At 56.8% G+C, this 23,674-nt stretch carries 23 protein-coding genes and 2 pseudogenes; 13 read left to right on the top strand and 12 right to left on the bottom strand.

Annotated features, from left to right (window positions below):
- Nucleotides 1-33 precede the first annotated feature (33 nt).
- From HEQ18_RS02495 to hisG, 5 genes and pseudogenes are all read right to left on the bottom strand, one after another.
- Nucleotides 34-2,163: pseudogene (locus tag HEQ18_RS02495) on the bottom strand (sodium-translocating pyrophosphatase).
- A 136-nt stretch (nucleotides 2,164-2,299) separates the two neighbouring features.
- Nucleotides 2,300-3,217: a thiamine-phosphate kinase gene (thiL, locus tag HEQ18_RS02490; RefSeq protein ID WP_432815389.1), complete on the bottom strand. Its 918-nt coding sequence runs from the start codon at nucleotides 3,215-3,217 to the stop codon at nucleotides 2,300-2,302.
- Nucleotides 3,218-3,273: 56 nt separating this feature from the next.
- Nucleotides 3,274-3,738, bottom strand: coding sequence for a transcription antitermination factor NusB (gene nusB / locus HEQ18_RS02485; protein ID WP_296200558.1), 465 nt, complete (start codon nucleotides 3,736-3,738; stop codon nucleotides 3,274-3,276).
- Nucleotides 3,735-5,024: a histidinol dehydrogenase gene (hisD, locus tag HEQ18_RS02480; RefSeq protein ID WP_432815388.1), complete on the bottom strand. Its 1,290-nt coding sequence runs from the start codon at nucleotides 5,022-5,024 to the stop codon at nucleotides 3,735-3,737. The genes nusB and hisD overlap by 4 nt, the downstream gene beginning before the upstream one ends.
- Nucleotides 5,011-5,667: an ATP phosphoribosyltransferase gene (hisG, locus tag HEQ18_RS02475; RefSeq protein WP_397605012.1), complete on the bottom strand. Its 657-nt coding sequence runs from the start codon at nucleotides 5,665-5,667 to the stop codon at nucleotides 5,011-5,013. The genes hisD and hisG overlap by 14 nt, the downstream gene beginning before the upstream one ends.
- A 39-nt stretch (nucleotides 5,668-5,706) precedes the next feature.
- On the opposite strand from hisG, the gene HEQ18_RS02470 reads away from it, so the two are divergent.
- A complete protein-coding gene (locus tag HEQ18_RS02470) occupies nucleotides 5,707-6,795 on the top strand; it encodes a DUF2332 domain-containing protein (RefSeq protein ID WP_432815387.1) in 1,089 nt (362 codons plus the stop codon).
- Here the strand turns inward: HEQ18_RS02470 and HEQ18_RS02465 are convergent.
- The 3 genes from HEQ18_RS02465 to HEQ18_RS02455 are packed head-to-tail and all read right to left on the bottom strand — an operon-like array spanning nucleotide 6,792 to nucleotide 8,566.
- Nucleotides 6,792-7,706 carry an alpha/beta fold hydrolase gene (locus tag HEQ18_RS02465; RefSeq protein ID WP_432815386.1) on the bottom strand — a complete coding sequence of 305 codons (915 nt, stop codon included), beginning with the start codon at nucleotides 7,704-7,706 and terminating at the stop codon, nucleotides 6,792-6,794. The two genes, HEQ18_RS02470 and HEQ18_RS02465, sit on opposite strands and share 4 nt — an antisense overlap.
- A gap of 17 nt (nucleotides 7,707-7,723) precedes the next feature.
- Nucleotides 7,724-8,242: a hypothetical protein gene (locus tag HEQ18_RS02460; protein WP_397605015.1), complete on the bottom strand. Its 519-nt coding sequence runs from the start codon at nucleotides 8,240-8,242 to the stop codon at nucleotides 7,724-7,726.
- Nucleotides 8,243-8,287: 45 nt separating this feature from the next.
- The gene (locus tag HEQ18_RS02455; RefSeq protein ID WP_397605016.1) at nucleotides 8,288-8,566 is read right to left on the bottom strand and encodes a BolA family protein; all 279 of its coding nucleotides are present in this window, start codon (nucleotides 8,564-8,566) and stop codon (nucleotides 8,288-8,290) included.
- 43 nt (nucleotides 8,567-8,609) lie between these two features.
- Between HEQ18_RS02455 and HEQ18_RS02450 the strand changes: the two genes are divergently transcribed.
- The 11 genes and pseudogenes from HEQ18_RS02450 to HEQ18_RS02400 all read left to right on the top strand — a co-directional run bounded on the left by HEQ18_RS02450 (nucleotide 8,610) and on the right by HEQ18_RS02400 (nucleotide 18,471).
- Complete coding sequence (locus tag HEQ18_RS02450) at nucleotides 8,610-9,206, top strand: J domain-containing protein (RefSeq protein WP_432815385.1); 597 nt, start codon at nucleotides 8,610-8,612, stop codon at nucleotides 9,204-9,206.
- A 10-nt stretch (nucleotides 9,207-9,216) separates the two neighbouring features.
- Nucleotides 9,217-10,212: a cobaltochelatase subunit CobS gene (cobS, locus tag HEQ18_RS02445; RefSeq protein WP_397605018.1), complete on the top strand. Its 996-nt coding sequence runs from the start codon at nucleotides 9,217-9,219 to the stop codon at nucleotides 10,210-10,212.
- A gap of 39 nt (nucleotides 10,213-10,251) precedes the next feature.
- The gene (locus HEQ18_RS02440; protein WP_397605019.1) at nucleotides 10,252-10,788 is read left to right on the top strand and encodes a peroxiredoxin; all 537 of its coding nucleotides are present in this window, start codon (nucleotides 10,252-10,254) and stop codon (nucleotides 10,786-10,788) included.
- The gene (locus HEQ18_RS02435) at nucleotides 10,788-11,570 is read left to right on the top strand and encodes an alpha/beta hydrolase (RefSeq protein WP_432815384.1); all 783 of its coding nucleotides are present in this window, start codon (nucleotides 10,788-10,790) and stop codon (nucleotides 11,568-11,570) included. The genes HEQ18_RS02440 and HEQ18_RS02435 overlap by 1 nt, the downstream gene beginning before the upstream one ends.
- On the top strand, nucleotides 11,509-11,985 hold the full coding sequence (locus HEQ18_RS02430; RefSeq protein WP_432816029.1) for a hypothetical protein: 477 nt from the start codon (nucleotides 11,509-11,511) through the stop codon (nucleotides 11,983-11,985). The genes HEQ18_RS02435 and HEQ18_RS02430 overlap by 62 nt, the downstream gene beginning before the upstream one ends.
- A pseudogene (gene cobT / locus HEQ18_RS02425) lies at nucleotides 11,985-13,803 on the top strand (cobaltochelatase subunit CobT). Before HEQ18_RS02430 ends, cobT begins: the two are co-directional and overlap by 1 nt.
- A gap of 64 nt (nucleotides 13,804-13,867) precedes the next feature.
- Entirely contained in the window at nucleotides 13,868-14,539 is a 672-nt protein-coding gene (locus HEQ18_RS02420) for a nitroreductase (RefSeq protein WP_432815383.1), read from the top strand.
- A 428-nt stretch (nucleotides 14,540-14,967) separates the two neighbouring features.
- Nucleotides 14,968-16,425 (top strand): cysteine--tRNA ligase, encoded by a 1,458-nt coding sequence (cysS, locus tag HEQ18_RS02415; RefSeq protein WP_432815382.1) that lies wholly within the window; start codon nucleotides 14,968-14,970, stop codon nucleotides 16,423-16,425.
- A 161-nt stretch (nucleotides 16,426-16,586) separates the two neighbouring features.
- Entirely contained in the window at nucleotides 16,587-16,994 is a 408-nt protein-coding gene (locus tag HEQ18_RS02410) for an endonuclease domain-containing protein (protein WP_432815381.1), read from the top strand.
- Nucleotides 16,995-16,997: 3 nt separating this feature from the next.
- Entirely contained in the window at nucleotides 16,998-17,942 is a 945-nt protein-coding gene (locus HEQ18_RS02405; protein WP_432815380.1) for a D-2-hydroxyacid dehydrogenase, read from the top strand.
- Between the two features lie 136 nt (nucleotides 17,943-18,078).
- The gene (locus HEQ18_RS02400; RefSeq protein WP_432815379.1) at nucleotides 18,079-18,471 is read left to right on the top strand and encodes a nuclear transport factor 2 family protein; all 393 of its coding nucleotides are present in this window, start codon (nucleotides 18,079-18,081) and stop codon (nucleotides 18,469-18,471) included.
- Here the strand turns inward: HEQ18_RS02400 and HEQ18_RS02395 are convergent.
- Entirely contained in the window at nucleotides 18,468-19,070 is a 603-nt protein-coding gene (locus HEQ18_RS02395; protein ID WP_397602478.1) for a TetR/AcrR family transcriptional regulator, read from the bottom strand. The two genes, HEQ18_RS02400 and HEQ18_RS02395, sit on opposite strands and share 4 nt — an antisense overlap.
- A gap of 50 nt (nucleotides 19,071-19,120) precedes the next feature.
- Here HEQ18_RS02395 and HEQ18_RS02390 point away from each other — a divergent pair, with 50 nt between their 5' ends.
- Nucleotides 19,121-20,557, top strand: a complete 1,437-nt coding sequence (locus HEQ18_RS02390; protein WP_432815378.1) for a carotenoid oxygenase family protein — start codon at nucleotides 19,121-19,123, stop codon at nucleotides 20,555-20,557.
- Between the two features lie 62 nt (nucleotides 20,558-20,619).
- Here HEQ18_RS02390 and groL read toward each other — a convergent pair whose 3' ends face one another.
- The 3 genes from groL to hisF form a co-directional block, all read right to left on the bottom strand.
- Nucleotides 20,620-22,275 (bottom strand): chaperonin GroEL, encoded by a 1,656-nt coding sequence (groL, locus tag HEQ18_RS02385; protein WP_295490368.1) that lies wholly within the window; start codon nucleotides 22,273-22,275, stop codon nucleotides 20,620-20,622.
- Nucleotides 22,276-22,409: 134 nt separating this feature from the next.
- Entirely contained in the window at nucleotides 22,410-22,697 is a 288-nt protein-coding gene (gene groES, locus HEQ18_RS02380; RefSeq protein WP_295442258.1) for a co-chaperone GroES, read from the bottom strand.
- Nucleotides 22,698-22,863: 166 nt separating this feature from the next.
- A complete protein-coding gene (gene hisF, locus HEQ18_RS02375; RefSeq protein ID WP_432815377.1) occupies nucleotides 22,864-23,622 on the bottom strand; it encodes an imidazole glycerol phosphate synthase subunit HisF in 759 nt (252 codons plus the stop codon).
- Nucleotides 23,623-23,674: the final 52 nt, after the last annotated feature.

Raw genomic sequence — 23,674 nt, 5'->3', positions numbered from 1 at the left:
AGCGGGGCCTTAAAGCTTAATTTTCTGTAGGCGTTACATGCCGCCATGCGCCAATGCCGCCAACAACAGCAAGGCCACGATGTTCGTGATCTTGATCATTGGGTTTACGGCTGGGCCAGCGGTGTCTTTATAGGGATCACCCACAGTGTCGCCGGTTACGGCTGCCTTATGGGCCTCCGAACCTTTACCGCCATGGTGGCCATCTTCGATATATTTCTTGGCATTGTCCCATGCGCCACCGCCCGAAGTCATCGAGATAGCAACGAACAGACCGCCGACAATCACACCCAACAGAAGCGCGCCGAGAGCGGCAAAGCCCTGTGCGGGACCTGCAACCCAGCTGATCACGAAATACACGACGATTGGTGCCAGTACCGGCAGCAACGAAGGAACGATCATTTCGCGGATCGCCGCCTTGGTCACCAAATCAACGGTGCGGGCATAATCGGGCTTCGAGCTGCCGTCCATGATGCCGGGATTGTTCGCAAACTGGTCACGAACGTCCTTCACCACTTCACCGGCTGCCTTGCCGACTGCAGTCATGCCCATTGCTCCGAAGAGATATGGCAACAACGCACCCAGCAGCAGACCGACAATGACATAGGGGTTCATGAGCGTGAAATCGACGCCGCCTTCTGCAAGGCCGAGTTTATCGGAGTAGAACGCCAAGTCAGCGGTATAAGCACCAAACAAAACGAGCGCCGCCAGAGCCGCCTGAACCGATGGCATAGCCCTTGGTCACGGCCTTGGTGGTGTTACCCACAGCGTCGAGCGCGTCGGTCTTTTCACGAACCGATTTGTCCATTTCAGACATTTCAGCGATACCGCCTGCGTTATCGGTGACCGGCCCATAAGCGTCGAGCGCGACAACCATACCGGCCAAAGCAAGCATCGAGGTTGCAGCGAACGCAATACCGATAATGCCCGCCAACTGGAACGAGACAATGATACCAACACAGATAACCAAAGTTGGCAGTGCTGTAGATTCAAGGCTGATCGCTAGGCCCTGAATGACGTTGGTGCCAGTGACCGGTTTCCGATGCCTTGGCAATCGAACGGACCGGGCGGTAGTTGGTGCTGGTGTAATATTCGGTGATCCAGACCAGAAGCCCGGTGACGGCCAAGCCAACCATCATCGAATAGAACAATGTCCAACCCGTGAAACCGCCGGTGCTATAGGTCACTTCGGCATTCATATCGCCGCCGAGCGTCTGGTATGTGACATAGCCAATCGCCGGAATCGAAGTGACTGCGGTGACCAGAAAGCCCTTATACATCGCACCCATGATGTTTTTACCGCCGCCCAAGCGGACGAAAAAGGTGCCCAAAATCGACGTCAGAATGCAGATACCGCCAACAACCAATGGCAACGACATCAGGTTCAACAGCTCAGCCGCTGGCATCGCAGCTGGCATCAACAAGGCGAGCAAAACCATAGTTGCGCCAATGGTCACAACATAGGTTTCGAACAAGTCGGCCGCCATACCCGCACAATCGCCAACGTTATCGCCGACATTATCGGCAATCGTCGCAGGGTTGCGGGGGTCATCCTCAGGAATATTTGCTTCGACCTTACCGACGAGGTCAGCGCCGACATCCGCAGCCTTGGTAAAAATACCGCCGCCGAGACGCGCGAAGATCGAAATCAACGATGCGCCGAACGCTAAGGCCAGCAAACCGTCGATAACGGGGCGGCTGTTCGGAAGGTTCATTGCGACTTCGGTGAGGTAATAGAAGAAACCGGCAATCGCAAGTAAAGCAAGGCCAGCCACGAGCATACCCGTGATCGCACCGGCATTGAACGCCATTGTCAGGCCTTTTTGAAGGCTCTCGCTAGCGGCCTGGGCCGTACGGACGTTGGCGCGAACCGAGATATTCATCCCGATAAAGCCTGTCGCGCCAGACAACACAGCGCCAAGGACGAAGCCGACCGCAGACAACGGCCCAAGGAAAACACCGACCAGAACCGCAACGATGAAGCCCACAATTGCAATAGTACGATATTGGCGTGCCAGATATGCGCCGGCGCCTTCCTGGATAGCGGCTGCGATTTCCTTGCATCCGCGGCGTACCGGCCGATGCAGCAAGCACCGAGCGGCTTGTTATAATTCCATAGAGCACGGCGACAACCCCGCACAATATAGCCATAATTGACAAAGACATAAGCTGTCCTTTCCCCGTTTTTCTGTGTTAGAAACTCTCCCTTAGTGTACCCGAAAAGGCACACAAGCGGCTGCGGTATAGGGTGGCTTTGCAGTATGACGCAACCCATAAAAACGGCCTTGTGGGCCGGTTTGGCTTATTGATGTTGATAACCGAGCATCGGCGGCAATTTTACCGGAATCGCGCCGTCTTTTAAGGTGAGACCGCCGCCGGATAATACACAGCCAATGGCGGTTGCTTGCACGGGCAGCGGCAGTTCTGGCCGCGCGGTAAACAGCAATTGATAATCATCGCCCCAGCTTGCCGCCTGCAACCGGCTTTCAAGGCTGTCTGTGCGATAGCTGATATAGAGCGGCGACAAGGGCACACACGCAAGGTCAATTTCTATGCCAATCTGGCTGGCAGTCGCCAATCGTTCGGCATCGAGCAGCAAACCATCCGACACATCCATCATCGCGGTGACAATCGGCGCAAGCTTTTGGCCGTCGGCCACCCGCGCGACTGGCCGGTTAAACGCATCGGCCAGCGGCCCAACCTCATCAAAACCAGCGTCAATGAGCTCAAATCCAGCCAAGGCATCGCCGAGCGTCCCCGTCACATATACTATGTCGCCAATTTGCGCGCCGGATCGCGATGGCACGGGGCGATGGGTTGCCCTGCCCAAAGCGGTCAGCCCAAGCGCCCGCTTATCGCCGCGATTGGCAACGGTATCTCCGCCAAGCAAAACGACGTTATAATGCGCCAGCGCCTTTTCCAACCCAGCGGCAAATGCCCTGTCCCATGCATCGTCACCCAGCATGAAGCCAAGCAGGACACCCATGGGCGCTGCGCCCTTTGCAGCCAAATCAGACAGGTTCGATGCCAATAACTTCCACGCGACGTCGGCTGGATTGGCGTTTGACCGGAAATGCACGCCCTCTGCCATCATGTCATGCGTGATAATCAACGCCGCATCGCCGATGTCGATCACCGCAACGTCATCCATTAACCCACGCGCCGCTGGGTCAGTGGCAAAACCACGCAAGAGGTTGATGAAGCTGGATTCGGTGGTCATAGGGAAACGTTACCGCATTGCGAGGACATGCAGAACTATATTCAGGACAGCGCCGTTCAGCGGGCGCGTACGTCCTTTGCAACGGCGTCCAACAAGCCATTGACGAACTTCGCGTCCTTCTTGTCAAAAAACGCATGGGCGACGTCGAGATATTCGTCGATGACCGTCGCGGTGGGTACATCTGGCCGGGCAATCAATTCATAGGTGCCGCAACGTAATATCTGGAGCATCGTCTTGTCCAGACGGTCCATCTTCCATTTTTCACCAAGTTTGCCATCGACACGTTCGTCGATTTCTGCGCGCCGCGCATCAACGCCCGAGACAACATCATCGAAGAAATCGGGGTCGGCATCGGCATATTGGGCGTCTTCGATTTCCTGACCCAGCCGGTGCGAATGAAATTCATTCAGCAGACGGGCAATGCCGATGTCTTCCATATCCATTTGATATAGCGCCTGCACCGACGCAAGCCGCGCCGCCGATCGCGATTTGGATTTGGCACTGGCGTTATGGGCACTCATAATCTTTTCCTGACACTCGCCGCATGGGCGGGTAAACCTTCGGCATCGGCAAGCGTTGCCGCCGCCGGACCGATGCTGTTGATAGCCTGTTGATCGAGCGCGATGAAGCTGGTCCGCTTCATGAAATCGAGCACCGACAGGCCAGACGCAAAGCGCGCGCGCCGTCCGGTGGGCAATACATGATTTGGTCCGGCGACATAATCGCCAATCGCCTCGGGCGTCATACGGCCCAAAAATACCGATCCCGCGTGGCGGACGAGGTCAAACAGTCGCTCGGCGCGGTCATCATCGACCGCCAGCTCCAAATGCTCCGCCGCCAGCCGGTTGACCAAAGGCATTGCGCCTTCCAGATCAGCGACCACGATAATCGCGCCAAAGTCCGTCCAACTGGCCCGCGCAACCGCGCCCGTGGACAGCGTCGCAATTTGCGCGTCAACTGCGGCTGATACTTGGTCAGCAAATTCGGCATTGTCCGTGAACAATATCGACTGGCTGGTCGGGTCATGTTCGGCCTGACTTAACAAATCGGCGGCAATCCATTCGGGGTCATTTTGGGCATCGGCCACCACGACGATCTCGGACGGCCCGGCAACCATGTCGATGCCAACCACACCATAAAGCTGCCGTTTAGCCTCGGCCACCCATGCATTGCCGGGGCCCGTGATGACATCTACGGCCCGAATGTGCGCGGTTCCATAGGCAAGCGCCGCAATCGCCTGCGCGCCTCCGACGCGCCAGATTTCATCCACACCAGCCACATGCGCGGCGGCCATTACGGTCTGGTTGGTCTCGCCGCCGGGTGTTGGCGTGACCATGACAATGCGCTCCACCCCAGCCACCTTAGCGGGAATCGCGTTCATCAACACCGATGATGGGTACGCCGCACGGCCACCGGGGACATAGACCCCCGCCGCATCAACCGCCGACCAGCGCGCACCAAGCCGCACATTGTCACTGTCACGATAATCGCGGTCCTCTGGCAATTGCGCCTTGTGATAGGCCTCAATCCGTTTCGCCGCGAGCGTCAGCGCGTCACGCAGCTCAGGCTCGAGCGCGTCATAGGCCGCTTTGCACTGCGCCGCGTCAATCTGCCACCCTGCTTCGTTTAGGTTAAAACCGTCAAAGCGTTGCGTCATTTCAGCCAGCGTCACATCGCCATGTGCGCGCACATCGCGAATCGTTTGCGCCACGGCGCTCGACACATCGGCGTCCGCCTCACGCCGACCATTTACCAACGCGTCAAATGCATCCACAAAACCAAACTCGGAGGAATCAAGCCGCTGCACGGGCGCCCGTCAATTCTCGGAAACGTTGCACCATAGCCGGAATAGTCCCGCTCATCATCTTATACGCAGCGCGGTTGACGATCAGCCGCGCCGACACTTGGGAAATGACCGCCGTTTCGACGAGGCCATTTTCGGCGAGCGTCTTGCCCGACGACACCAGATCCACAATCCGCCCCGAAAGCCCAAGCGAAGGGGCAAGTTCCATCGCGCCATTCAACTTCACACATTCCGCCTGAATGCCGCGCGCGTGATAATAACGGCTGGTCGTGCCGGGATATTTGGTGGCCACACGAATATGCCCGCCATTGACATCATCGGGCACGCCGTGCGGCATCGCCACCGATATGCGGCAACGGCCAATGCCCAAGTCCACGGGCGCATAGAGTTCCGAATAATCAAATTCATCGATAACGTCCGAACCAACAATGCCAATCTGCGCCGCGCCATGGGCAACAAAGGTCGCCACATCGAACGCGCGTACGCGAATGATACTGATCGCTGGATCGTTGGTCCCGAACAAAAGCGCACGGCTGGCGTCGTCGAAAAACGCCGCTTCAGGCTCTATACCGGCCGCCTGCATTAACGGCAAAGCCTCGTCAAGAATCCGTCCCTTGGGGATTGCAAAGATGATTGGTTCGGTCACAATGACCGCGCTTTACGGGTCGCGGGCGGAAAGGGCAATATGGCAGAAAATATAGCATCGGATGATTTTGGACGCGGCGTGATGGATGATGCGCATGTGGCGGAGGGCATGAGGGTGCAAGCCGAACATTGCCGCCGCAACGACGCGCCCGTGACAGCGCGGATTGTCGAGGCGCAGCTTGCGCTCATGCAAGGCGAAAATATGGTCGGACAGCGCATTGCCAACTGGCCGGGGCTGCCACTGGAGGATGCCCTGCCATTGCGGCTCGCGGGCGGGCTTCACCATCTGCACCTGACGGGCGCAGATGATCGCTTGGGACGAATTTATCGCGGCGAAGTGACGGATCAGGCCGAAGTCGACGCCATCATCGCCGCAATTACGCATGACCATGATGCGCGATTATTGCCATGGCTGGATGGTCCGCCCCAAACCAACGAAGTCGGGCGTTCCGCCAACTTCATGGCCGCTTTGCTGTGGCTATCACCCAAAATCGGAACGCAATTTGAACTGAATGAACTGGGCGCGAGCGCGGGCATCAATAGCATGATGGACCGTTATCATTATGACTTAGGCGGCGTCAGCGTGGGGCCAGAAAATTCTCCGATGCGTATAAGGCCCGATTGGCGCGGCCCGCCGCCAACTGAGTCGCCGGTAACGATCACCCACATTCATGGCTGTGATCAGGCCCCCATTGATTTATCCGACCCCGCTTCCGCAATGCGCGTAAAAAGCTATGTCTGGCCTGAAAATCTGGATCGGATGGCACGCATGGACACCGCGATTGCTCTTGCCGCTGTGCAACCACCCAATGTTGTAAAGGCCGATGCGCTTGACTGGGTGTTGGAGCGCCTATCTGCTCCACAAGACCCTTATGTCGTCCGCATATTCAACCATTCGATTGTGTGGCAATATATCCCCCAGGACCGGCGTCAGAAAATCCGCGCAGCCATTGAAGCCGCTGGACAAAAGGCAACGTCCGAACAACCGCTCGCCTGGATCATGCTGGAAACCAATCGCGAGACTTTCAAGCATGAGCTATCGGTCAAATATTGGCTTGGCCCCGACGACTGGCATGTGTTGGCCGAAGCGCATGCCCATGGTGCGTGGATAGACTGGCGCGGCGATTAGCGCAGGAATGCGTCCATCGCCGCGTTCACGGCATCGGGTTGTTCCCAAATCACGAAATGTCCGCAATTTTCGACGGGCACGATTGTTACATCGGGCACAAGCTCTTTTATGCCATCAATGTTGCTCGGCGGCAAAGCCAGGTCATCCATCGCCCATATAATCAATGTCGGGATCATCAGTTTCGGAAACGCGCCCGCGGCAAAGGCCGGGATTTCGGCATCCTCGTCCATCGCAGGCACATAAAGCGCAGACGCACGGTACCAGTTGAGCATTCCGAAACAGGCGTCACGGTCGGTCCAATCGGCCAATAATGCGGCGCGTTCTTCGGGTTCCATCGCATTTGGCTTGTCCCATTTGATCGTCTTCAACAATAGTCCGGTCAGGCCCTGTTCCTGCACCAACAGGTCGTTCGCCGGATCGCGAAAGGCGCGAATATATTGGCTCGACTCACGCTGGTTCATGTCGGTAATCAACAAATTCTGGAAAATATAGGGATGCGGCGCATTGGCGATAATCGCGCGCGGCACACGCCCCGCCCAATCGGGATTGAGCGCGCCGGCTTGCCCATTCAACGCAACGCTCCACGCAATCGCCCCACCCCAGTCATGGCCAGCGATGATGAATTGCTGCACATGCAACGCATCGGCCAGTGCAAAGATATCGGCGGTCAGCTTGTCCGCCGTATAGGCGTCGACCTCCTGCGGCTTTGACGTCCCGCGATAGCCGCGCTGATCGGGCGCGATGCAGTAAAAACGGTCGGCGAAATGCGCGATCTGGTGCCGCCATGTGCGGTGCGATTCGGGAAAGCCGTGCAAGAAGATAATCGCCGGATTCTTAGGATCACCGGCCGTAAATACATCCATGTCTATGCCCGTCGAAAGCGACAGGCGGTGCGGGGTCAGGTCGATCATGTCTTTGGCCTTGTTGTTTAGCTGACCCGCTTCACGCGGATGCCCCGGCCGTTCATCACCAGCATGAAGCTGCCAAGCGAGCCGCGTTTGATAACAAAGGCTTTACCGTCCTTCAAAAGCAAGGGTGTTGCCTCCGTCGTCTGCCACACCCCTGCATCCTTGACGGTGAATTGGTATTTACCGGCTCCTATGGACTTCACGCCCGCCAATTCGCCTTCGACTTGTTTGAATTCTGCTTCCTGCTCTGCGTCGCTTTCACCAAAAAACGGAATTTTCGGTAAGGAGAAACCGAACAAAGACTTTTTAGTTTTGCGCACATCATTTTGGTCCAGCATGACAATCTGGCGGTTGTCGGTGGCATCTTCCAATGCCTTGGTTGCCGCATCGAAGCATGCAAGACGCGCGGTGGCTTCGGCCACAGCGCGACACGCGACAATGTCGGTGTACACCTTAGGTCGGTTCGTCTTTGTGTCGGCGGCAAAAGCAGGGGAAGCGCATAAAGCCGCCAAAAGAACTGCTTGAGTCAATTTAGGCATATATTCATCTCCTTTATGGGCCGATTTTCTAGTTCCTTAGAATAGCTAAATCTCGCCGGGTGCAATAGCCTTGATGGCCAGCGCATGGACGCGCGTTCCGGGAATATCGCCGAGCGCCTTGTTCACCATGCGCTGCCGCATCACACGGTTTACGCCAGCAAAGGCCGCGCTTTCGATTTCAACAGTAAAGTGGGATTCACCGGACCCGTCATCGCCGCTATGGCCGTGATGCTTGGCGCTGTCGTTGATGACGGCAAGGCGGGTTGGCGCGAATGCTTTTACAAGCAGCATTTCCATTTCAACATGTGCAGGACCTTTTTTCATGACCTCCTCTTCCCATATGGCAGGTTTTTCGCCAAGGAAAATCATGGCCTCCGACCGTTCCACTGACCGATTTCACGGCCGCATTCGAGGGGGCGGGCGGCCATGCGCCTATCCACGCTGCCGCGAAGCGGGGGAATTTCGCGCGCCTGATCCGAAAGGACAAGCCGCGTCGGCCAACGGCCCCGGCGACTATCAATATCTCTGCCTTGACCATGTGCGGCAGTTTAACGCGGGCTATAATTGGTTTGCGGGCATGACCGCCGACGAAATTTCCATGGCGCAAAGCCCGGTGCAATTCTGGCCAAGTGAAACCCGCGCCTTTCGCGCCAATGGCAATGTCGATTCGCCGCCGAAATGGTCGGATTTTAAGGACCCGCTGGATGCTATCTCCACCCGGTTCCGGTCGCGCCTACCCAAAGAGCGTGCCGATGGCCATTTTCTGTCGCTGGAGGACCGCAAAGCGTTGCGGACGCTAGGGCTTGGCGAGGATGCCGATCGCCGCGCCTTGCGTAGCGCCTATTCGGCGAAGGTGCGCGCGTATCATCCGGACAAAAATGGCGGCAACCGCTCCTATGAAAAGGCTTTGCAAGACGTGATTGCTGCCTATACGCACCTTAAATCTTCGCCCGCTTTCATTTGACGAGAATAACATGACTGACATCCCAAATATCCAACCCGACAGCCGCGACGCGACCATCATCGCCGCCCCTGACAAAATGGTCAGCGTGCGCGCATTGTTCGGCATTGATGTGGATATGGAATGCCCCGCTTTCTCTATTGCCGACGAACGTGTGCCAGACACCGATGACAGCTATGTCTTTGACCCCGACACCACCCTCGCGATCCTTGCTGGCTTTGCTTATAACCGCCGCGTGATGGTGCAAGGCTATCACGGCACGGGTAAATCCACGCATATTGAACAGGTAGCGGCGCGTCTGAAATGGCCCTGCATCCGCATCAACTTGGACGCGCATATCAGCCGTATCGACCTTATTGGCCGCGATGCCATTGTTTTGCGTGACGGGCAGCAAGTGACCGAATTCCGCGAAGGCCTGTTGCCTTGGGCGTTGCAGACGCCGACGGCATTGGTGTTCGACGAATATGATGCTGGCCGCCCTGACGTGATGTTCGTGATCCAGCGCGTGTTGGAAACCGAAGGTAAGCTGACCCTGCTCGACCAAAACCGCGTCATTCGCCCTAACCCCTATTTCCGTTTATTTGCCACCGCCAACACGGTGGGGCTTGGCGATACCAGCGGCCTGTATCATGGCACGCAAGCGATTAACCAGGGCCAGATGGACCGCTGGAACATTGTCGTTGGCCTGAACTATCTACCTGCGCAGGTTGAAGGCGAAATCGTTTTGGCAAAGGCCTCGGGCACTGACGCTGCTACTGTCGCCAATATGGTAAAGGTTGCCGAAATGACCCGCCAAGGTTTCATCAACGGCGATATCTCGACGGTCATGAGCCCGCGTACGGTCATCACCTGGGCGCAGAACAGCGCGATTTTCAAAAATGTCGGCTTTGCCTTCCGCCTGTCATTCCTCAACAAATGCGATGACGCGGAACGCGCCTTGGTCGCCGAATATTATCAGCGCGTTTTTGGACAAGATCTGCCAGAAAGCGTCGTTGGCAAAACAAAGTAACTACCGGCTATTTCGCCGCCTCAGTTGAAGGAACGCATTATGAAACGCTTCGCACTGGCTCTCGCGCTCATGCTGTCGGCATCACCGGCATTTGCCGCGTTGAAACCCGGGACACGCGCAACCGATTTCACGACGCAAGCCGTGCTGGCCGGCAAGGCCGACACTTTCAACCTGAACAAGGCTTTGAAAAACGGGCCAGTAGTGCTGTATTTTTATCCCAAAGCGTTCACGTCAGGCTGCACCGTTGAGGCGCATGAATTTTCCGAAGCTGCCGATGACTTTGCCGCTTATGGCGCGTCAATTGTGGGCATGTCGGCGGATAATCTGGAAACGCTAAAGCGTTTTTCGGTTGAGGCCTGCCGCAACAAATTCATGGTCGGTATCGCGACCAAGCCCATGATCAAGGACTATAAAGTCAGCCTGCCCATGATGGGAGGCACCAACCGCACGACCTATGTCATCGCGCCTGATGGCAAGGTGTTGTTTGCCTATTCGCAGCTTGGCGTGAAGGGCCATGTTTCCGGAGCGCTGAACGCGGTAAAGGCATGGCATGCGGCGAACGCCAAGCGCAAGTGATGCGTAAACTCTCTCTCCTGCTTTTGCCAATACTCCTGTCTGGTTGCACCGTGGCCGTCGCATATGGCGATGTGCCGCACAGCACGCTGGCGGAAAATCCGCGTTGCAATCCAGCGCAGAATGACAGCGCCGCGATAGCCGGAAAGGACCATTTCATTGTCACGAGTCGTCTGCCCGATTGCCGCGGCGACACTATCGTCCTGACCAATCACAGGGCCGATCGCGTGCGTTACGCCCGCTTTGCGCCACCGCAAAAGATAAAGCCTGCGAAGGGCGATGCGCAAGTGGTTGTGCCACTTGCATTCCAACCGGAAGATGCATGGTGGAATGGCCTGCGCGATGCGACGAACCTGCGCAAGGGCCGTGTGCTGCTATATGTGCATGGCTATCGCGAAACGCTGGCAACTACGGCGCGCGACGCGGTGCAAATTGGCGCAATGAGCAATTTTGATGGGCCAATTATTCATTATAGCTGGCCCTCACAAGGCAATTTGCTGAGCTACGCTGTTGATGAAACCAACATGTATTGGGACGAGCGCAATTTCCGCAATTTCCTGACCAAATTGGCGCGGACGGAGTGGGTCAAGGAGATCGTCGTCGTGTCCCATTCGCTTGGCGCGCGGCTTGTAATTCCGGCGGTTGAATATGTTGACCGCACATCGACCAACGCCGATTCCAGCAATATTTCCAATATCATATTGGCATCACCTGATATGGATCGTGAAGATTTTGAACGCGATATCGCTGAAGAAGTCTTGGCCGCGCGGCGATGTCAACAATGACCGGCGCGTGACCGTCTATGCATCGCTCAGCGACCGCGCGCTGGCCTTATCGCGCGCGGTGCATGGCTATCCGCGCTTAGGCTCGCCATTTTGCTTCAACCCCTTTGAGGCGCAGGAACTAAAGGCAAAGGGTCTGCCGCAACGCTGCTTTGCGACAAAGTCAAAATATCAGACCGAACCTGCCAAAACCGGATTCACTATTATCGACACGACCGACGTGTCCGGCGGGGGCGCGGGCCATAGTGATTATTTGCGCAGCTTTGCGGTATGCAAGGATTTTGCCGCCGTTGTGAACGGCGCACGCACCACACAGGACCGCGTGGCGACCAAGGATGCACATGTATTCACCCTGCGCGCGCCCGAAAAGCCGACGAAGGAAGACATTGCCGCGATGTGCAAGAGATTGCCTGATTAATGTCCAACGAAACCCCTCTGGAACAATTTAAGCAAGTGTTGACCGGCACTGCCCGTGCGCTCGCGCATGAGCCGGAGGTAGAACTGGCCTTCACCGCCGATGCGCCAAGCCAGGCGGGCAAGAATTTCAAGGTACCCATGCCGGGCCGTCTGCTTCCGCCCGATCAAGTCGCCGAGGCGCGTGGCTTTGCCGACAGCTTTGCGTTGAGGTTGAAGCATCATAACCCCGCCCGCCACGCCGCATTGCGCCCTTCCGAAGTCATTGCGGGCGCAGCCTTTGACGCGGTGGAAAATGCGCGGGTTGAGGCGCTGGGTTCGCGCAATATGGCGGGAATTGCGGCAAACCTTGGCCATGCGCTTGAACTCAAAATGCGCACCTGACCCGATTGCCCGCGCACAAGCCCCTGACGAAGTGCCCATTTCCACGGCCTTATCCCTGATCGTGCGCGAACGGCTGACCGGCGCGCCCGTGCCGGCCGGTGCCGCCGCTGGCGTTGATATGCTGCGCAGTTGGATTGAGGAAAATGCCGGTAGTGACCTTGATGCGCTGGCGCTTGCGCTGGATGATCAAAGCGCCTTTGCCGCGCTGACTCAATCCATGTTGGAGCATCTGAACCTTACCGAAGGTGATGTCGATCCGTCCGATGCCGATGAAGGCGGCGACTGATGCAGAGGATGCGCAAGACCAAGACGGGCGACAGCGAAGATGACGGCGAAGGCGAAGCTGGCCAAGCCGAAGCCCGCGCGGAGCCGCAACAAGGCGAAGGCGAAGAGACTGAGGCCGATTATGACGGCGAAGATATGGATGATCCAGGACGGCGCCGACGGCGAAATGGGCGATGACGGGATGCAACCTGTCACGCCGCAGCGCCGCAATTGGGACCATTTGCCGCAAAGCGATTATAAAATCTGGTCGACCAAATTTGACGAGACGATCACCGCGACCGAACTTGCCGACGAAGAAGAGCTGAACCGGCTGCGCGCGTATCTCGACCAACAATTGTCGAACCTGCAATCGGTGGTGACAAAACTCGCCAACCGCCTGCAACGCCGCCTGATGGCGCAACAAAACCGCAGTTGGGATTTCGACCAAGAAGAAGGCATGCTGGACGCCGCACGACTTGCCCGCGTGATTGTCTCACCGGGAAGCTCTTTGTCCTACAAAATCGAACGCGAGACCGATTTTCGCGATACTGTAGTCACCTTACTCATCGACAATAGCGGCTCGATGCGCGGACGACCCATTAGCATTGCCGCGATCAGCGCCGACATATTGGCGCGCACCTTGGAACGGTGCGGCGTCAAAACCGAAATATTGGGCTTCACCACCCGCGCGTGGAAGGGCGGGCAAGCGCGCGAGGACTGGCTCGCCGCCGGACGCCAACCCATGCCCGGCCGCCTCAACGACCTGCGCCATATCATCTACAAAAAAGCCGATGAGCCATGGCGGCATGCCAAGCGCAATCTTGGCCTGATGATGCGCGAAGGGTTGCTGAAAGAAAATATCGACGGAGAGGCTTTGCTCTGGGCGCATAACCGCCTGATCGCCCGCGCCGAAGACCGCCGCATATTGATGGTCATTTCCGACGGCGCACCCGTGGACGACAGCACCTTGTCGGTCAATCATGGCGGCTATCTTGAACAGCATTTGCGCAAGGTCATCGAAATGATCGAAACCCGCAGCCCCGTGCAACTGGTCGCCATCGGCATTGGCCATGATGTCACACGCTATTACAAACGCGCGGTGACGATCATGGACGTCGAACAGCTTGGCGGCACGATGATTGAACAACTGGCGGGGTTATTTGACGAGGAATAAGCTTGCCTTTCGCACGCCGCATTATATGATTTAATCAAACGATTAAACCTGCGGGGAAAAAGAGATGAACGTCACCGAAGCCGTCGCCAGCCGCCGCTCTGTCCGGCAATTTCTGGATAAGCCTGTCGATCAGGCTATCCTCGAACGCGTGCTTGCTAAGGCGCAGCGTTCGCCCTCCGGCGGCAATACGCAGCCTTGGAATGCTGTGATCCTCACAGGTGCGCCGCTGGCTGACCTGACCGCCAAGATTAAGGCCAAAGCGGCCACTGCGCCGATGGGTGATGGCCATGAATATGACATCTATCCCAAGGGCCTTGAGGGGCGCTACGAAGACCAACGCCGCGGCGTGGGTAAGGCGATGTTCGACGCGCTTGGCCTCGCCCGCGAAGACGGCGCTGGCCGCGTTGCGCAGATGATGAAAAACTGGGACAGCTTTGGCGCGCCGGTGCAATTATTCACCTATACGGCCAAATATATGGGCCCGCCGCAATGGTCCGACATGGGCATGTGGCTGCAAACCGTGATGCTGTTGCTGCGCGAAGAGGGTCTCGACAGTTGCGCGCAGGAAATCTGGGCGATGTACGGCACGACGATGCGCGAATTGTTGAACATTGATGATGAACATATCTTCTTCTGCGGCATGGCAATTGGCTATCGCGATGCCGACGCCGCCGTGAACAACTTCACCGTCCCCCGCGTGGAGATTGATCAAGCGATACGCTGGGACGGGTTTTAACGTATTTTGTAAGCGGCACCGTTCTTCCTCCCCATCGATCCTGAGCCTGTCGAAGGGCGATGGGGAGGTGGCAGTCGAAGCGTTTAGCTTCGAATGACGGAGGGGCATTGAACGTCAAGAGGCCCCTCTACCATTCGCTGCGCGAACGGTCCCCCTCCCCATCGCAAGTCGATGGGCAGGATAAAGTCCAGTAACCCGTCGCCCCAGCGAAGGCTGGGGCCTATCACGCCTTTCGGTCTAGCCCGTCGGAAGTTTGTATAAACCGAGAGACGCGATAGGCGCCAGCCTGCGCTGGTGCGACGGGGTGTTTTCCGGAACGGTTTGTCCATCCCATATCGCTCGAACACACTCTTCCTCCCCATCGACTTGCGATGGGGAGGGTATTTCCAGACCTTGACCTCCGCCGCCATTTCCACCATCGCCAGCGCATGACAGAATTGCGCCTCTTCAACAGCCTGACCCGGCAACTGGAAACCTTCACCCCCGTTCACGACGGCGAAGCGCGGGTGTATAGCTGCGGGCCGACGGTGTATAATTACCAGCATATCGGCAATATGCGCGCTTATGTCTTTGCCGACACGCTGGGTCGCGTGCTCTCCTATAAGGGCTACAAGCTCACCCATGTCATCAACATCACCGATGTTGGCCATCTGACCAGCGACGCCGACGCGGGCGATGACAAGATGGAGAAAGCGGCGGCAGCGCAAGGAAAGTCCGCATGGGATATCGCCGCCTTTTACCAAGCGGATTTTGAGGCCGATCTGGAACGGCTGAACATCCGCAAGCCCGCGCACCCCAAAGCCACCGAATATATCGACGCAATGATTGAATGGGGCAAAAGCATATCCGACAAGCATTGCTATATACTCGACAGCGGCCTGTATTTCGATGTTTCGACCGTGCCAGAATATGGCCGCTTGGCCCGCGCCGTCACCGAAGATGGCGAAGCGCGGATCGAAGAAGTCGATGGCAAACGCAACGCCGCCGACTTTGCCATTTGGCGCAAGACGCCAGCGGGCGAAACGCGGCAGATGGAGTGGGATTCCCCTTGGGGCAAAGGCGCGCCGGGGTGGCATCTGGAATGCTCGGTCATGTCAAAGGCGCTGCTCGGCCTGCCATTTGATATCCACACCGGCGGCATTGACCATCGCGAAATCCACCACCCCAATGAAATCGCGCAAAATCAAGCGCATGAAGGCTGTGCCGATAGTGGCGCACGCATTTGGATGCACAACAACTTCCTGATCGAGCGTAGCGGCAAGATGAGCAAATCATCCGGCGAATTCTTGCGCCTGCAATTGCTGATCGACAAAGGCTTCCACCCCCTCGCCTACCGCCTGATGTGCCTGCAAGCGCATTACCGCAGCGAGTTGGAGTTTAGTTGGGGTTTATTGTTCGGAACACTTACACGTTTGAAGCGGATGATTGGTAGCATTGAACGGCTTCGTGCCATGCTCCCACAAGAAACTAATCAACGGAATCCTGACTTTCCAATTGACGCCAACCACTATGGTGTTGGTGGATTTATCACAGCGTTCGAAGATACAATTTATGACGACCTCAACACTTCTAGCGCCTTAGTTTTACTAGACGCCTTTATCTCGGGTAAAGATCTGGAACCATCTGTTCAACTTGCTACAATCGAAGTGGCAGACAACGTCCTTGGCCTTAACCTTATGACCCTCACACGTCAGGACCTCCGCGTCCGGCCTAAAGCCGCCATCATCACCGAGGAAGATATCGAAACTGCCCTGGCCGCACGCAAAGAGGCCCGCGCCGCCAAGGACTTCGCCAAGTCCGACGCAATCCGCGACGACCTTATCGCCAAGGGCGTTGAAGTGATGGACGGCGATCCACTGGGTTGGGATTGGAAATTGGATGTTTAAGCCTCACGGTCAGCAGCCCCTCCGTCACGCTTCCGCTTCGCTCCAGCGCGCCACCTCCCCAATGCAAGTCATTGGGGAGGAGTTTAGCGCTACCTGCTCTATCCTCCCCATCGACTTGCGATGGGGAGGTGGCAGTCCGCAGGACTGACGGAGGGGCCTTAGTGCGTCCGCGCAAATCTGCCTTATCGGTTAAACGCGCCAAGCAGTTTCGCCGCGAACTGACCAAGCCCGAACGCATGTTATGGCAATATCTGCGAACATCGCCATCGGGCCATAAATTCCGCAAGCAGCATCCTGCCGGGCCCTATGTGCTAGATTTCTTCTGCGCGCGGGCCAATTTGGCGATTGAGGTTGATGGCATGGCCCATGACACCGACGTTCGCGCCGCCCGCGACCTTGCCCGTGATGCATGGCTCGCGGCACATCGCATCGACACCTTGCGTATTCCCGCGATTGACGTACTCCGGGATGTAACAGAGGTAACAAACAAGATTATCATGCTCATTGAAGAACGACTTTTACGCTTTGGGAAGCCCCCAGTGTCATCTTTAGTCATTGGGGAGGAATAAAAATTGACCAAAACGAAACTCGTCATGTCGGGCCTTGTGCGTCCGTTGATTGAACCGCGTTTGCCCAACTGGATTGATCCGCATTTCTTCATGTCCAAGGATGAGGCGCTTGCGCTTGCGCCGCAGGCCGAGATTGGCTGGTTCGACATGTATGACAAGGGCGACATGGCCACGGTCATCGGTGCCGCGACCCACATGAAATGGCTCAACAGCATTTATGCCGGCGTCGACGGCATGCCGCTACAGCAGTTAAAGGCGCAAGGCTGCGTTGTCACCAATGGCGCGGGTATTAACGCCATCACCATCGCCGAATATGTGGTGATGGGCATGCTGACCGTCGCCAAAAACTATCGCGAAGTCGTGCGCGCGCAGGAACGGCGTGAATGGTTGCAGGATTCGCCGGGCAAGGTTGAACTGTTCGGGTCAAAGGCATTGCTGCTGGGCTATGGCGCGATTGGCAAGCTGATCGAAGAACGCCTCAAACCCTTTGGCGTTGATGTGACGGTCGTTCGCCGCTCGCCGGGGCCAAATATGCTGACGCCCGACCAATGGCGGGCGCAGTTAGGCGATTTTGACTGGATCATCCTCGCCGTTCCCGCAACGCCGGAAACCGACAATATGATTGGCGCTGCCGAGCTTGCCGCGATGAAACCCAGCGCAACATTAATCAACATCGCGCGCGGGTCGGTTGTTGATCAGGACGCTTTGGTCACCGCATTGCAAGCCAAGCACATCGCCAACGCGTTTCTGGACGTCACCACGCCGGAGCCTTTACCCGCAGATCATATATTGTGGAGCCTCGACAATGCCCATGTCACCATGCATCTGTCCGGCCGCGCGCAGGACAAGATGTTTGTCCGCTCGGCGACGCGCTTCTTCGAAAATCTCGAACGCTATCGCAAGGGCGAAGCGCTTGAGCCAATGGTGGACCTCGACCTTGGTTATTGATAACCATCGGAGCCCTGAGCAGCAGTCGCAAAGCGGCTGCGTCCGTCGAAGGGCGCTTGTCAGTTGTAGCGCTGCCCCCCCCACCCGACAGGCGCGCTTCGACAGGCTCAGCACTGCGGTATGAGAGAAACAGTTAATGCCACATAACCCCGCTGAAATCTGGCACAAAGTCGCCTTGTCACGCGATGTAGATGCCATCGCCGCGATTTTGCACGATGATTGCATTTTCGAAAGCCCCGTTGTCCACACGCCCCAACTGGGCAAGGCGATCACCGCCAAATATCTGGCGGCGGCGGGACATACGCTGGGCAATGCGGAATTCAAATATGTCGGCGAATGGCACCGGGAGAACAGCGCAATCCTCGAATTTCAAACCGTCATCGACGGCGTTGCTATCAACGGCATTGACATGATCACCTGCGATGATGACGGCCTGATCACCCATTTCAAAGTCATGGTCCGCCCTTTAAAGGGCATGAACATGCTGCACCAGAAAATGGGCGAAATGTTGCAGCAGATGGCGGGCTAAACAAAATTAAGCGGTATCTCCAGCAGTGCATCAATGACTTTGCCGTCCGGTGCAACCAATTCGTCCAGCATTAACATCGAAATACCATGGACCAACGACCACGCATGCAGCGCCGCGACTTCGTGCTCCATGGCAGTGGCATTGGTCGGCAACACATTTGCAACGCAATCTTTGAGCAATTGCATGGCATTGTCCATTGCGCTGTCATTGGCATCAATATATTTAATCGACGGTTTGGTCGCCATCATCAACCGGTATAATCCGGGATTGGCCAATGCGAATAAGATATAGGCGCGGCCCGATGCCTCTAATGCAGTTTTTGGCGTCTTGCCAGCCATTGCATTGCGCTGATTTTCGCACAGTTGCTGCGCGCCGTGTTCGCACAACTCGAACAACAACGCCTGTTTGTCGGGAAAATGGCGATAGACGGCCGTCGCGCTAACCCCCACGGCCCGCGCCACCTCGCGCAACGACATTTCATCGGCAGCCCGGCTCGCAAGGAGCTCCAATCCAGCCGCGACAAGAGCTGAGCGCAGGTCGCCATGATGATAGCGTCGCGGTTCAGATTCTATGTTGACACCGTTACCTTTGATCATCATGTTATCACCGTAAACTTTAATGAGTCGAAGTTCAAGCAAAGGATGTTGTTATGGCAAGTGCAGTCGAAACATTGATCCGCGCCGTTGTGAGCAAAGGTGTGACCAAGATTGCCGATTTTAATCGCGACCGGATGAAAGCGGATAAACCCAATCCCTATCTAACGGGTATTCATGCGCCAATGGAGGCGGAACTAACGCTCGAGAGCTTGAAAGTAACCGGCAGCATCCCGAGCGAACTGGACGGTCGCTATATTCGCATCGGTCCCAATCCGGCGGCTCCCGAAAACCCCGCCGCCTATCACTGGTTCACCGGCGACGGCATGGTGCATGGCGTGCGGCTGCATGACGGCAAAGCATTATGGTACCGCAACCGCTGGATCAAGAGCCGCAAAGTCACTAAGGCGCTCGGCCTTCCCGATGCGCCGGGGCCACGCAACGGCACCTTTGATACGGTCAATACCAATGTCCTGGGCCATGCTGGCGAGACATGGGCGATTGTCGAGGCAGGTGGCTATCCTGTGCGGATTAACGAGGAACTTGAAACCATCGCCTTTGATCCTTTTGGCGGGACGCTCAAAAATGCTTTCTCTGCGCATCCGCATTTCGACCATGACAGCGGTGAAATGCATGCGATTACCTATAAGGGCGATATCGCCGACACGATCTGGCATGTAGTCGTCGATGCCAAAGGCAAGGTCCGCCGCGAGGAACCAATCCGCGTACAAGATGGCCCGTCGATCCACGATTGTATGATCACCAAAAACTATGTGATCATCCTCGATTTACCCGTGACCTTTTCCATGAAGACATTACTCGCAGGCCATCCTTTTCCTTATGCATGGAACCCCGCGCACAAGGCGCGCATCGGTCTGCTTCCAAAGGAAGGCAGCAGCGACGATGTAATCTGGTGCGACGTCGCGCCGTGTTATGTGTTCCACCCCTGCAACGCTTTTGAGGCCGAAGACGGCACAGTCATCATGGATGTCTGCGCGCATGATACGATGTTTGCCGAAAGCAAAATCGGCCCGGATTCAGCGCGCGTCCCGTTTGAACGCTGGACGATAAATCCAGCCGCACGCAGCACCGCGCGCATGGTAATTGACCCAGATTCCCAAGAATTTCCTCGCCCCAATGAGACACGCATCGGTAAGCCGTACCGGTTTGCCTATACGATGTCGCTGCCCGATGGCTTTGACGGGGCCTCGCCGAACCAGTCAAAGCTGTACAAGCATGACCTTGAGGCTGGCGCTCGCCAAGTCCATGATTTCGGTTCGGGCCATATCCCCGGCGAGTTTGTTTTTGTGCCAAAGCAAGCGGCGAAGGCGGAGGATGATGGTTGGCTGATGGGCTATGTTGTGAACATTGCGGCGCAGACGACCGATCTGGTGATCCTGAACGCAGCTAATTTCGAAGCCGCTCCTCAAGCCATCATCCACATCCCGCACCGCATCCCGCCCGGCTTTCACGGCAATTGGGTTCCGGCATAAAAAAAGGCCGGAAGGTTTCCCCTCCGGCCCGTTTTGTCTCAGCGTGCGCTGAGGGTTTAGACTTAGAAGTCCATACCGCCCATGCCGCCCATTCCGCCCATGCCGCCTGGCATGCCGCCAGCGCCACCGGCCTTGTCTTCTGGTGCGTCGGAGATAGCAGCTTCGGTGGTGATCAACAGACCAGCAACCGATGCCGCATCTTGCAATGCAGTGCGAACGACCTTGGTAGGGTCGATAACGCCCGAGGCCACGAGGTTTTCATACACATCGGTTGATGCGTTGAAGCCCATGGTCTCGTCATTTTCGCGCAACAAATTGCCCGAAACAACTGCGCCGTCATATCCAGCATTGGCCGCGATCTGACGCAATGGAGCGACAATAGCCTTGCGGATGATGTCGATGCCACGTGTCTGGTCGTCATTGACGCCCTTAAGGCCTTCGAGAGCCTTTGTAGCGTACAGAAGTGCCGTACCGCCGCCGGGGACGATGCCTTCTTCAACCGCTGCGCGGGTTGCGTGTAGCGCGTCATCAACGCGGTCCTTGCGTTCTTTCACTTCGACTTCGGTCGAACCACCGACCTTGATCACGGCAACACCGCCGGCGAGCTTCGCCAAGCGCTCTTGCAGCTTTTCCTTGTCGTAATCCGACGTGGTGTTTTCGATTTGCGCACGGATCGCTTCTACGCGGCCCTTGATCGCATCGGTTTCGCCAGCACCGTCGACGATGATGGTGTTGTCCTTGTCGATGGTGACGCGCTTGGCTTGGCCAAGCATGCCCAAGGTAACGGTTTCAAGCTTGATGCCCAGATCTTCGCTGATCATTTCACCCTTGGTGAGGATCGCGATATCTTCCAACATCGCCTTGCGACGATCGCCAAAGCCAGGTGCCTTCACCGCAGCAATCTTCAAGCCGCCACGCAGCTTGTTGACAACCAAAGTGGCAAGCGCTTCGCCTTCAACGTCTTCTGCGATAATCAGCAATGGACGCCCCGACTGCACCACAGCTTCGAGGATTGGCAACATGGCTTGCAAGTTGCCGAGCTTCTTTTCGTGGATGAGGATATATGGGTTGTCCAACTCGACCGACATTTTTTCGGTGTTGGTGATGAAATATGGCGACAGGTAACCGCGGTCAAACTGCATACCTTCGACAACTTCGAGCTCGCTTTCACGGCCCTTGGCTTCTTCGACGGTGATGACGCCTTCTTTGCCAACCTTCTCCATGGCATCTGCAATCATCTTACCGATTTCAGCTTCACCATTGGCAGAGATTGTGCCGACCTGTGCGATTTCCGAAGAACCCGCAACTGGCTTTGAACGCTTAACAAGGTCAGCAACAACCGCGTTTACCGCTGTGTCGATGCCGCGCTTCAGGTCCATTGGGTTCATGCCCGCTGCAACCGACTTCATGCCTTCGCGCACGATTGCTTGTGCCAAAACGGTGGCAGTGGTCGTGCCGTCACCGGCAATGTCGTTGGTCTTCGAAGCAACTTCGCGGACCATTTGCGCGCCCATATTTTCGAACTTATCCTTCAGTTCGATTTCCTTGGCGACGGTAACGCCGTCCTTGGTGATGCGAGGTGCGCCAAAGCTTTTGTCGATGACAACATTGCGTCCCTTTGGACCCAAAGTCACCTTCACCGCATCGGCGAGGATGTCTACGCCGCGCAGGATGCGTTCACGCGCATCGCGGCCGAATTTCACGTCTTTAGCAGCCATGATATTTTTCCTTTAAGTGTGTGCCCCAGCGAAGGCTGGAGACTGAATTATGTTGTGTTCCCCAGCGAAGGCTGGGGTCCAGATTCGAACGCTTGGACTGGATCCCGACCTGCGCCGGGAAGCACGTCAGTTGCTTAGGAAACGATTCCCAAAATGTCCGATTCCTTCATGATCAAAAGGTCTTCACCGTCGATCTTGACTTCGGTGCCCGACCATTTGCCGAACAGAATTTTGTCGCCCGCCTTCACGTCGAGCGCCGTTACGGTGCCGTCATCGGCGCGTGTACCCGAACCCACCGAGACGACTTCGCCTTCTTGTGGCTTTTCCTGAGCTGTATCAGGGATGATGATTCCACCAGCGGTTTTTGCTTCGGCCTCGACCCGACGGACGAGAACGCGGTCATGCAATGGACGAAATGCCATGTTGAACTATCCTTTTTTTGTTTCGCCATCCCGCCACGCCTGCATGAAGCAGAGGACGGCAATGAATGTATATTAGCACTCATACAGGACGAGTGCTAATACAGCCCAGATAGGGTGTTTTTGTGACAGGTCAAGGACTCGGGGAGCGAATTTTTTGCGTCGCAGGTCAGGCGCGCGCCGGCAACCCCGCCGCCCGCAACGCCGCATGTGCATCCGCGATGCTATATTGGCCGAAATGGAATATCGACGCCGCCAGAACCGCGCTGGCATGGCCTTCGCGCACGCCAGCTACCAGATGGTCGAGATTGCCAACACCGCCGCTGGCGACGACTGGGATGTTGACCGCATCCGCGATTACGCGGGTGAGTGCGAGGTCGTAGCCATCGCGCGTGCCGTCGCGGTCCATGCTCGTCACCAGCAATTCGCCTGCGCCAAGTTCGGCGAGCCTGACGGCATGTTCGAGGGCGTCAATGCCGGTTGGATTGCGGCCACCATAAGTGAAGATTTCCCATCCGCTGCGCGTCCGCCGCGCATCCACCGATGCCACCACGCACTGGCTGCCGAAACGTGCCGCGATATCCGCGACAAGCTCTGGCCGCGCCACCGCTGCGCTGTTGACCGCGACCTTGTCCGCGCCCGCCAGCAATAACGCCCGCGCATCCTCTGCGCTGCGCACGCCGCCGCCGACGGTCAGCGGCATGAAACATACTTCTGCCGTCCGCCGGACCACGTCAATGATCGTGCCGCGCCCTTCATGGCTTGCGCCGATATCCAAAAAGCAAAGTTCGTCCGCACCCGCCGCATCATAGGCCTGTGCTTGCTCTACCGGATCACCGGCGTCGCGCAGGTCAACAAAGTTCACGCCCTTGACCACGCGGCCATTGGAAACGTCGAGACAAGGAATGACGCGGACGCGGACGGTCATAACAATGCGGTAACAACTTGATAACTATTCCAAATTGCTAGAAGGCTGATCA

Source organism: Sphingorhabdus sp. (genome assembly GCF_050921905.1).
Classification (GTDB): Bacteria; Pseudomonadota; Alphaproteobacteria; order Sphingomonadales; family Sphingomonadaceae; genus Sphingorhabdus_B.
Note: the sequence above shows the minus strand (reverse complement) of the source record. Positions and strands in the feature narration are given on the sequence as shown.

Coding starts and splice junctions, on each gene's coding strand:
- HEQ18_RS02465 (WP_432815386.1), bottom strand. CDS start 7,706: ATGATCGACCTGACCCCGCACCGCCTGTCGCTTTCGACGGGCATAGAC.
- cysS (WP_432815382.1), top strand. CDS start 14,968: ATGACAGAATTGCGCCTCTTCAACAGCCTGACCCGGCAACTGGAAACC.
- HEQ18_RS02395 (WP_397602478.1), bottom strand. CDS start 19,070: ATGATGATCAAAGGTAACGGTGTCAACATAGAATCTGAACCGCGACGC.
- groES (WP_295442258.1), bottom strand. CDS start 22,697: ATGGCATTTCGTCCATTGCATGACCGCGTTCTCGTCCGTCGGGTCGAG.
- HEQ18_RS02440 (WP_397605019.1), top strand. CDS start 10,252: ATGAAACGCTTCGCACTGGCTCTCGCGCTCATGCTGTCGGCATCACCG.
- hisF (WP_432815377.1), bottom strand. CDS start 23,622: ATGACCGTCCGCGTCCGCGTCATTCCTTGTCTCGACGTTTCCAATGGC.
- HEQ18_RS02470 (WP_432815387.1), top strand. CDS start 5,707: ATGGCAGAAAATATAGCATCGGATGATTTTGGACGCGGCGTGATGGAT.
- HEQ18_RS02435 (WP_432815384.1), top strand. CDS start 10,788: ATGCGTAAACTCTCTCTCCTGCTTTTGCCAATACTCCTGTCTGGTTGC.
- nusB (WP_296200558.1), bottom strand. CDS start 3,738: ATGAGTGCCCATAACGCCAGTGCCAAATCCAAATCGCGATCGGCGGCG.
- HEQ18_RS02390 (WP_432815378.1), top strand. CDS start 19,121: ATGGCAAGTGCAGTCGAAACATTGATCCGCGCCGTTGTGAGCAAAGGT.
- HEQ18_RS02450 (WP_432815385.1), top strand. CDS start 8,610: ATGGCCTCCGACCGTTCCACTGACCGATTTCACGGCCGCATTCGAGGG.
- HEQ18_RS02420 (WP_432815383.1), top strand. CDS start 13,868: ATGAACGTCACCGAAGCCGTCGCCAGCCGCCGCTCTGTCCGGCAATTT.
- HEQ18_RS02455 (WP_397605016.1), bottom strand. CDS start 8,566: ATGAAAAAAGGTCCTGCACATGTTGAAATGGAAATGCTGCTTGTAAAA.
- HEQ18_RS02460 (WP_397605015.1), bottom strand. CDS start 8,242: ATGCCTAAATTGACTCAAGCAGTTCTTTTGGCGGCTTTATGCGCTTCC.
- thiL (WP_432815389.1), bottom strand. CDS start 3,217: ATGACCACCGAATCCAGCTTCATCAACCTCTTGCGTGGTTTTGCCACT.
- HEQ18_RS02400 (WP_432815379.1), top strand. CDS start 18,079: ATGCCACATAACCCCGCTGAAATCTGGCACAAAGTCGCCTTGTCACGC.
- groL (WP_295490368.1), bottom strand. CDS start 22,275: ATGGCTGCTAAAGACGTGAAATTCGGCCGCGATGCGCGTGAACGCATC.
- cobS (WP_397605018.1), top strand. CDS start 9,217: ATGACTGACATCCCAAATATCCAACCCGACAGCCGCGACGCGACCATC.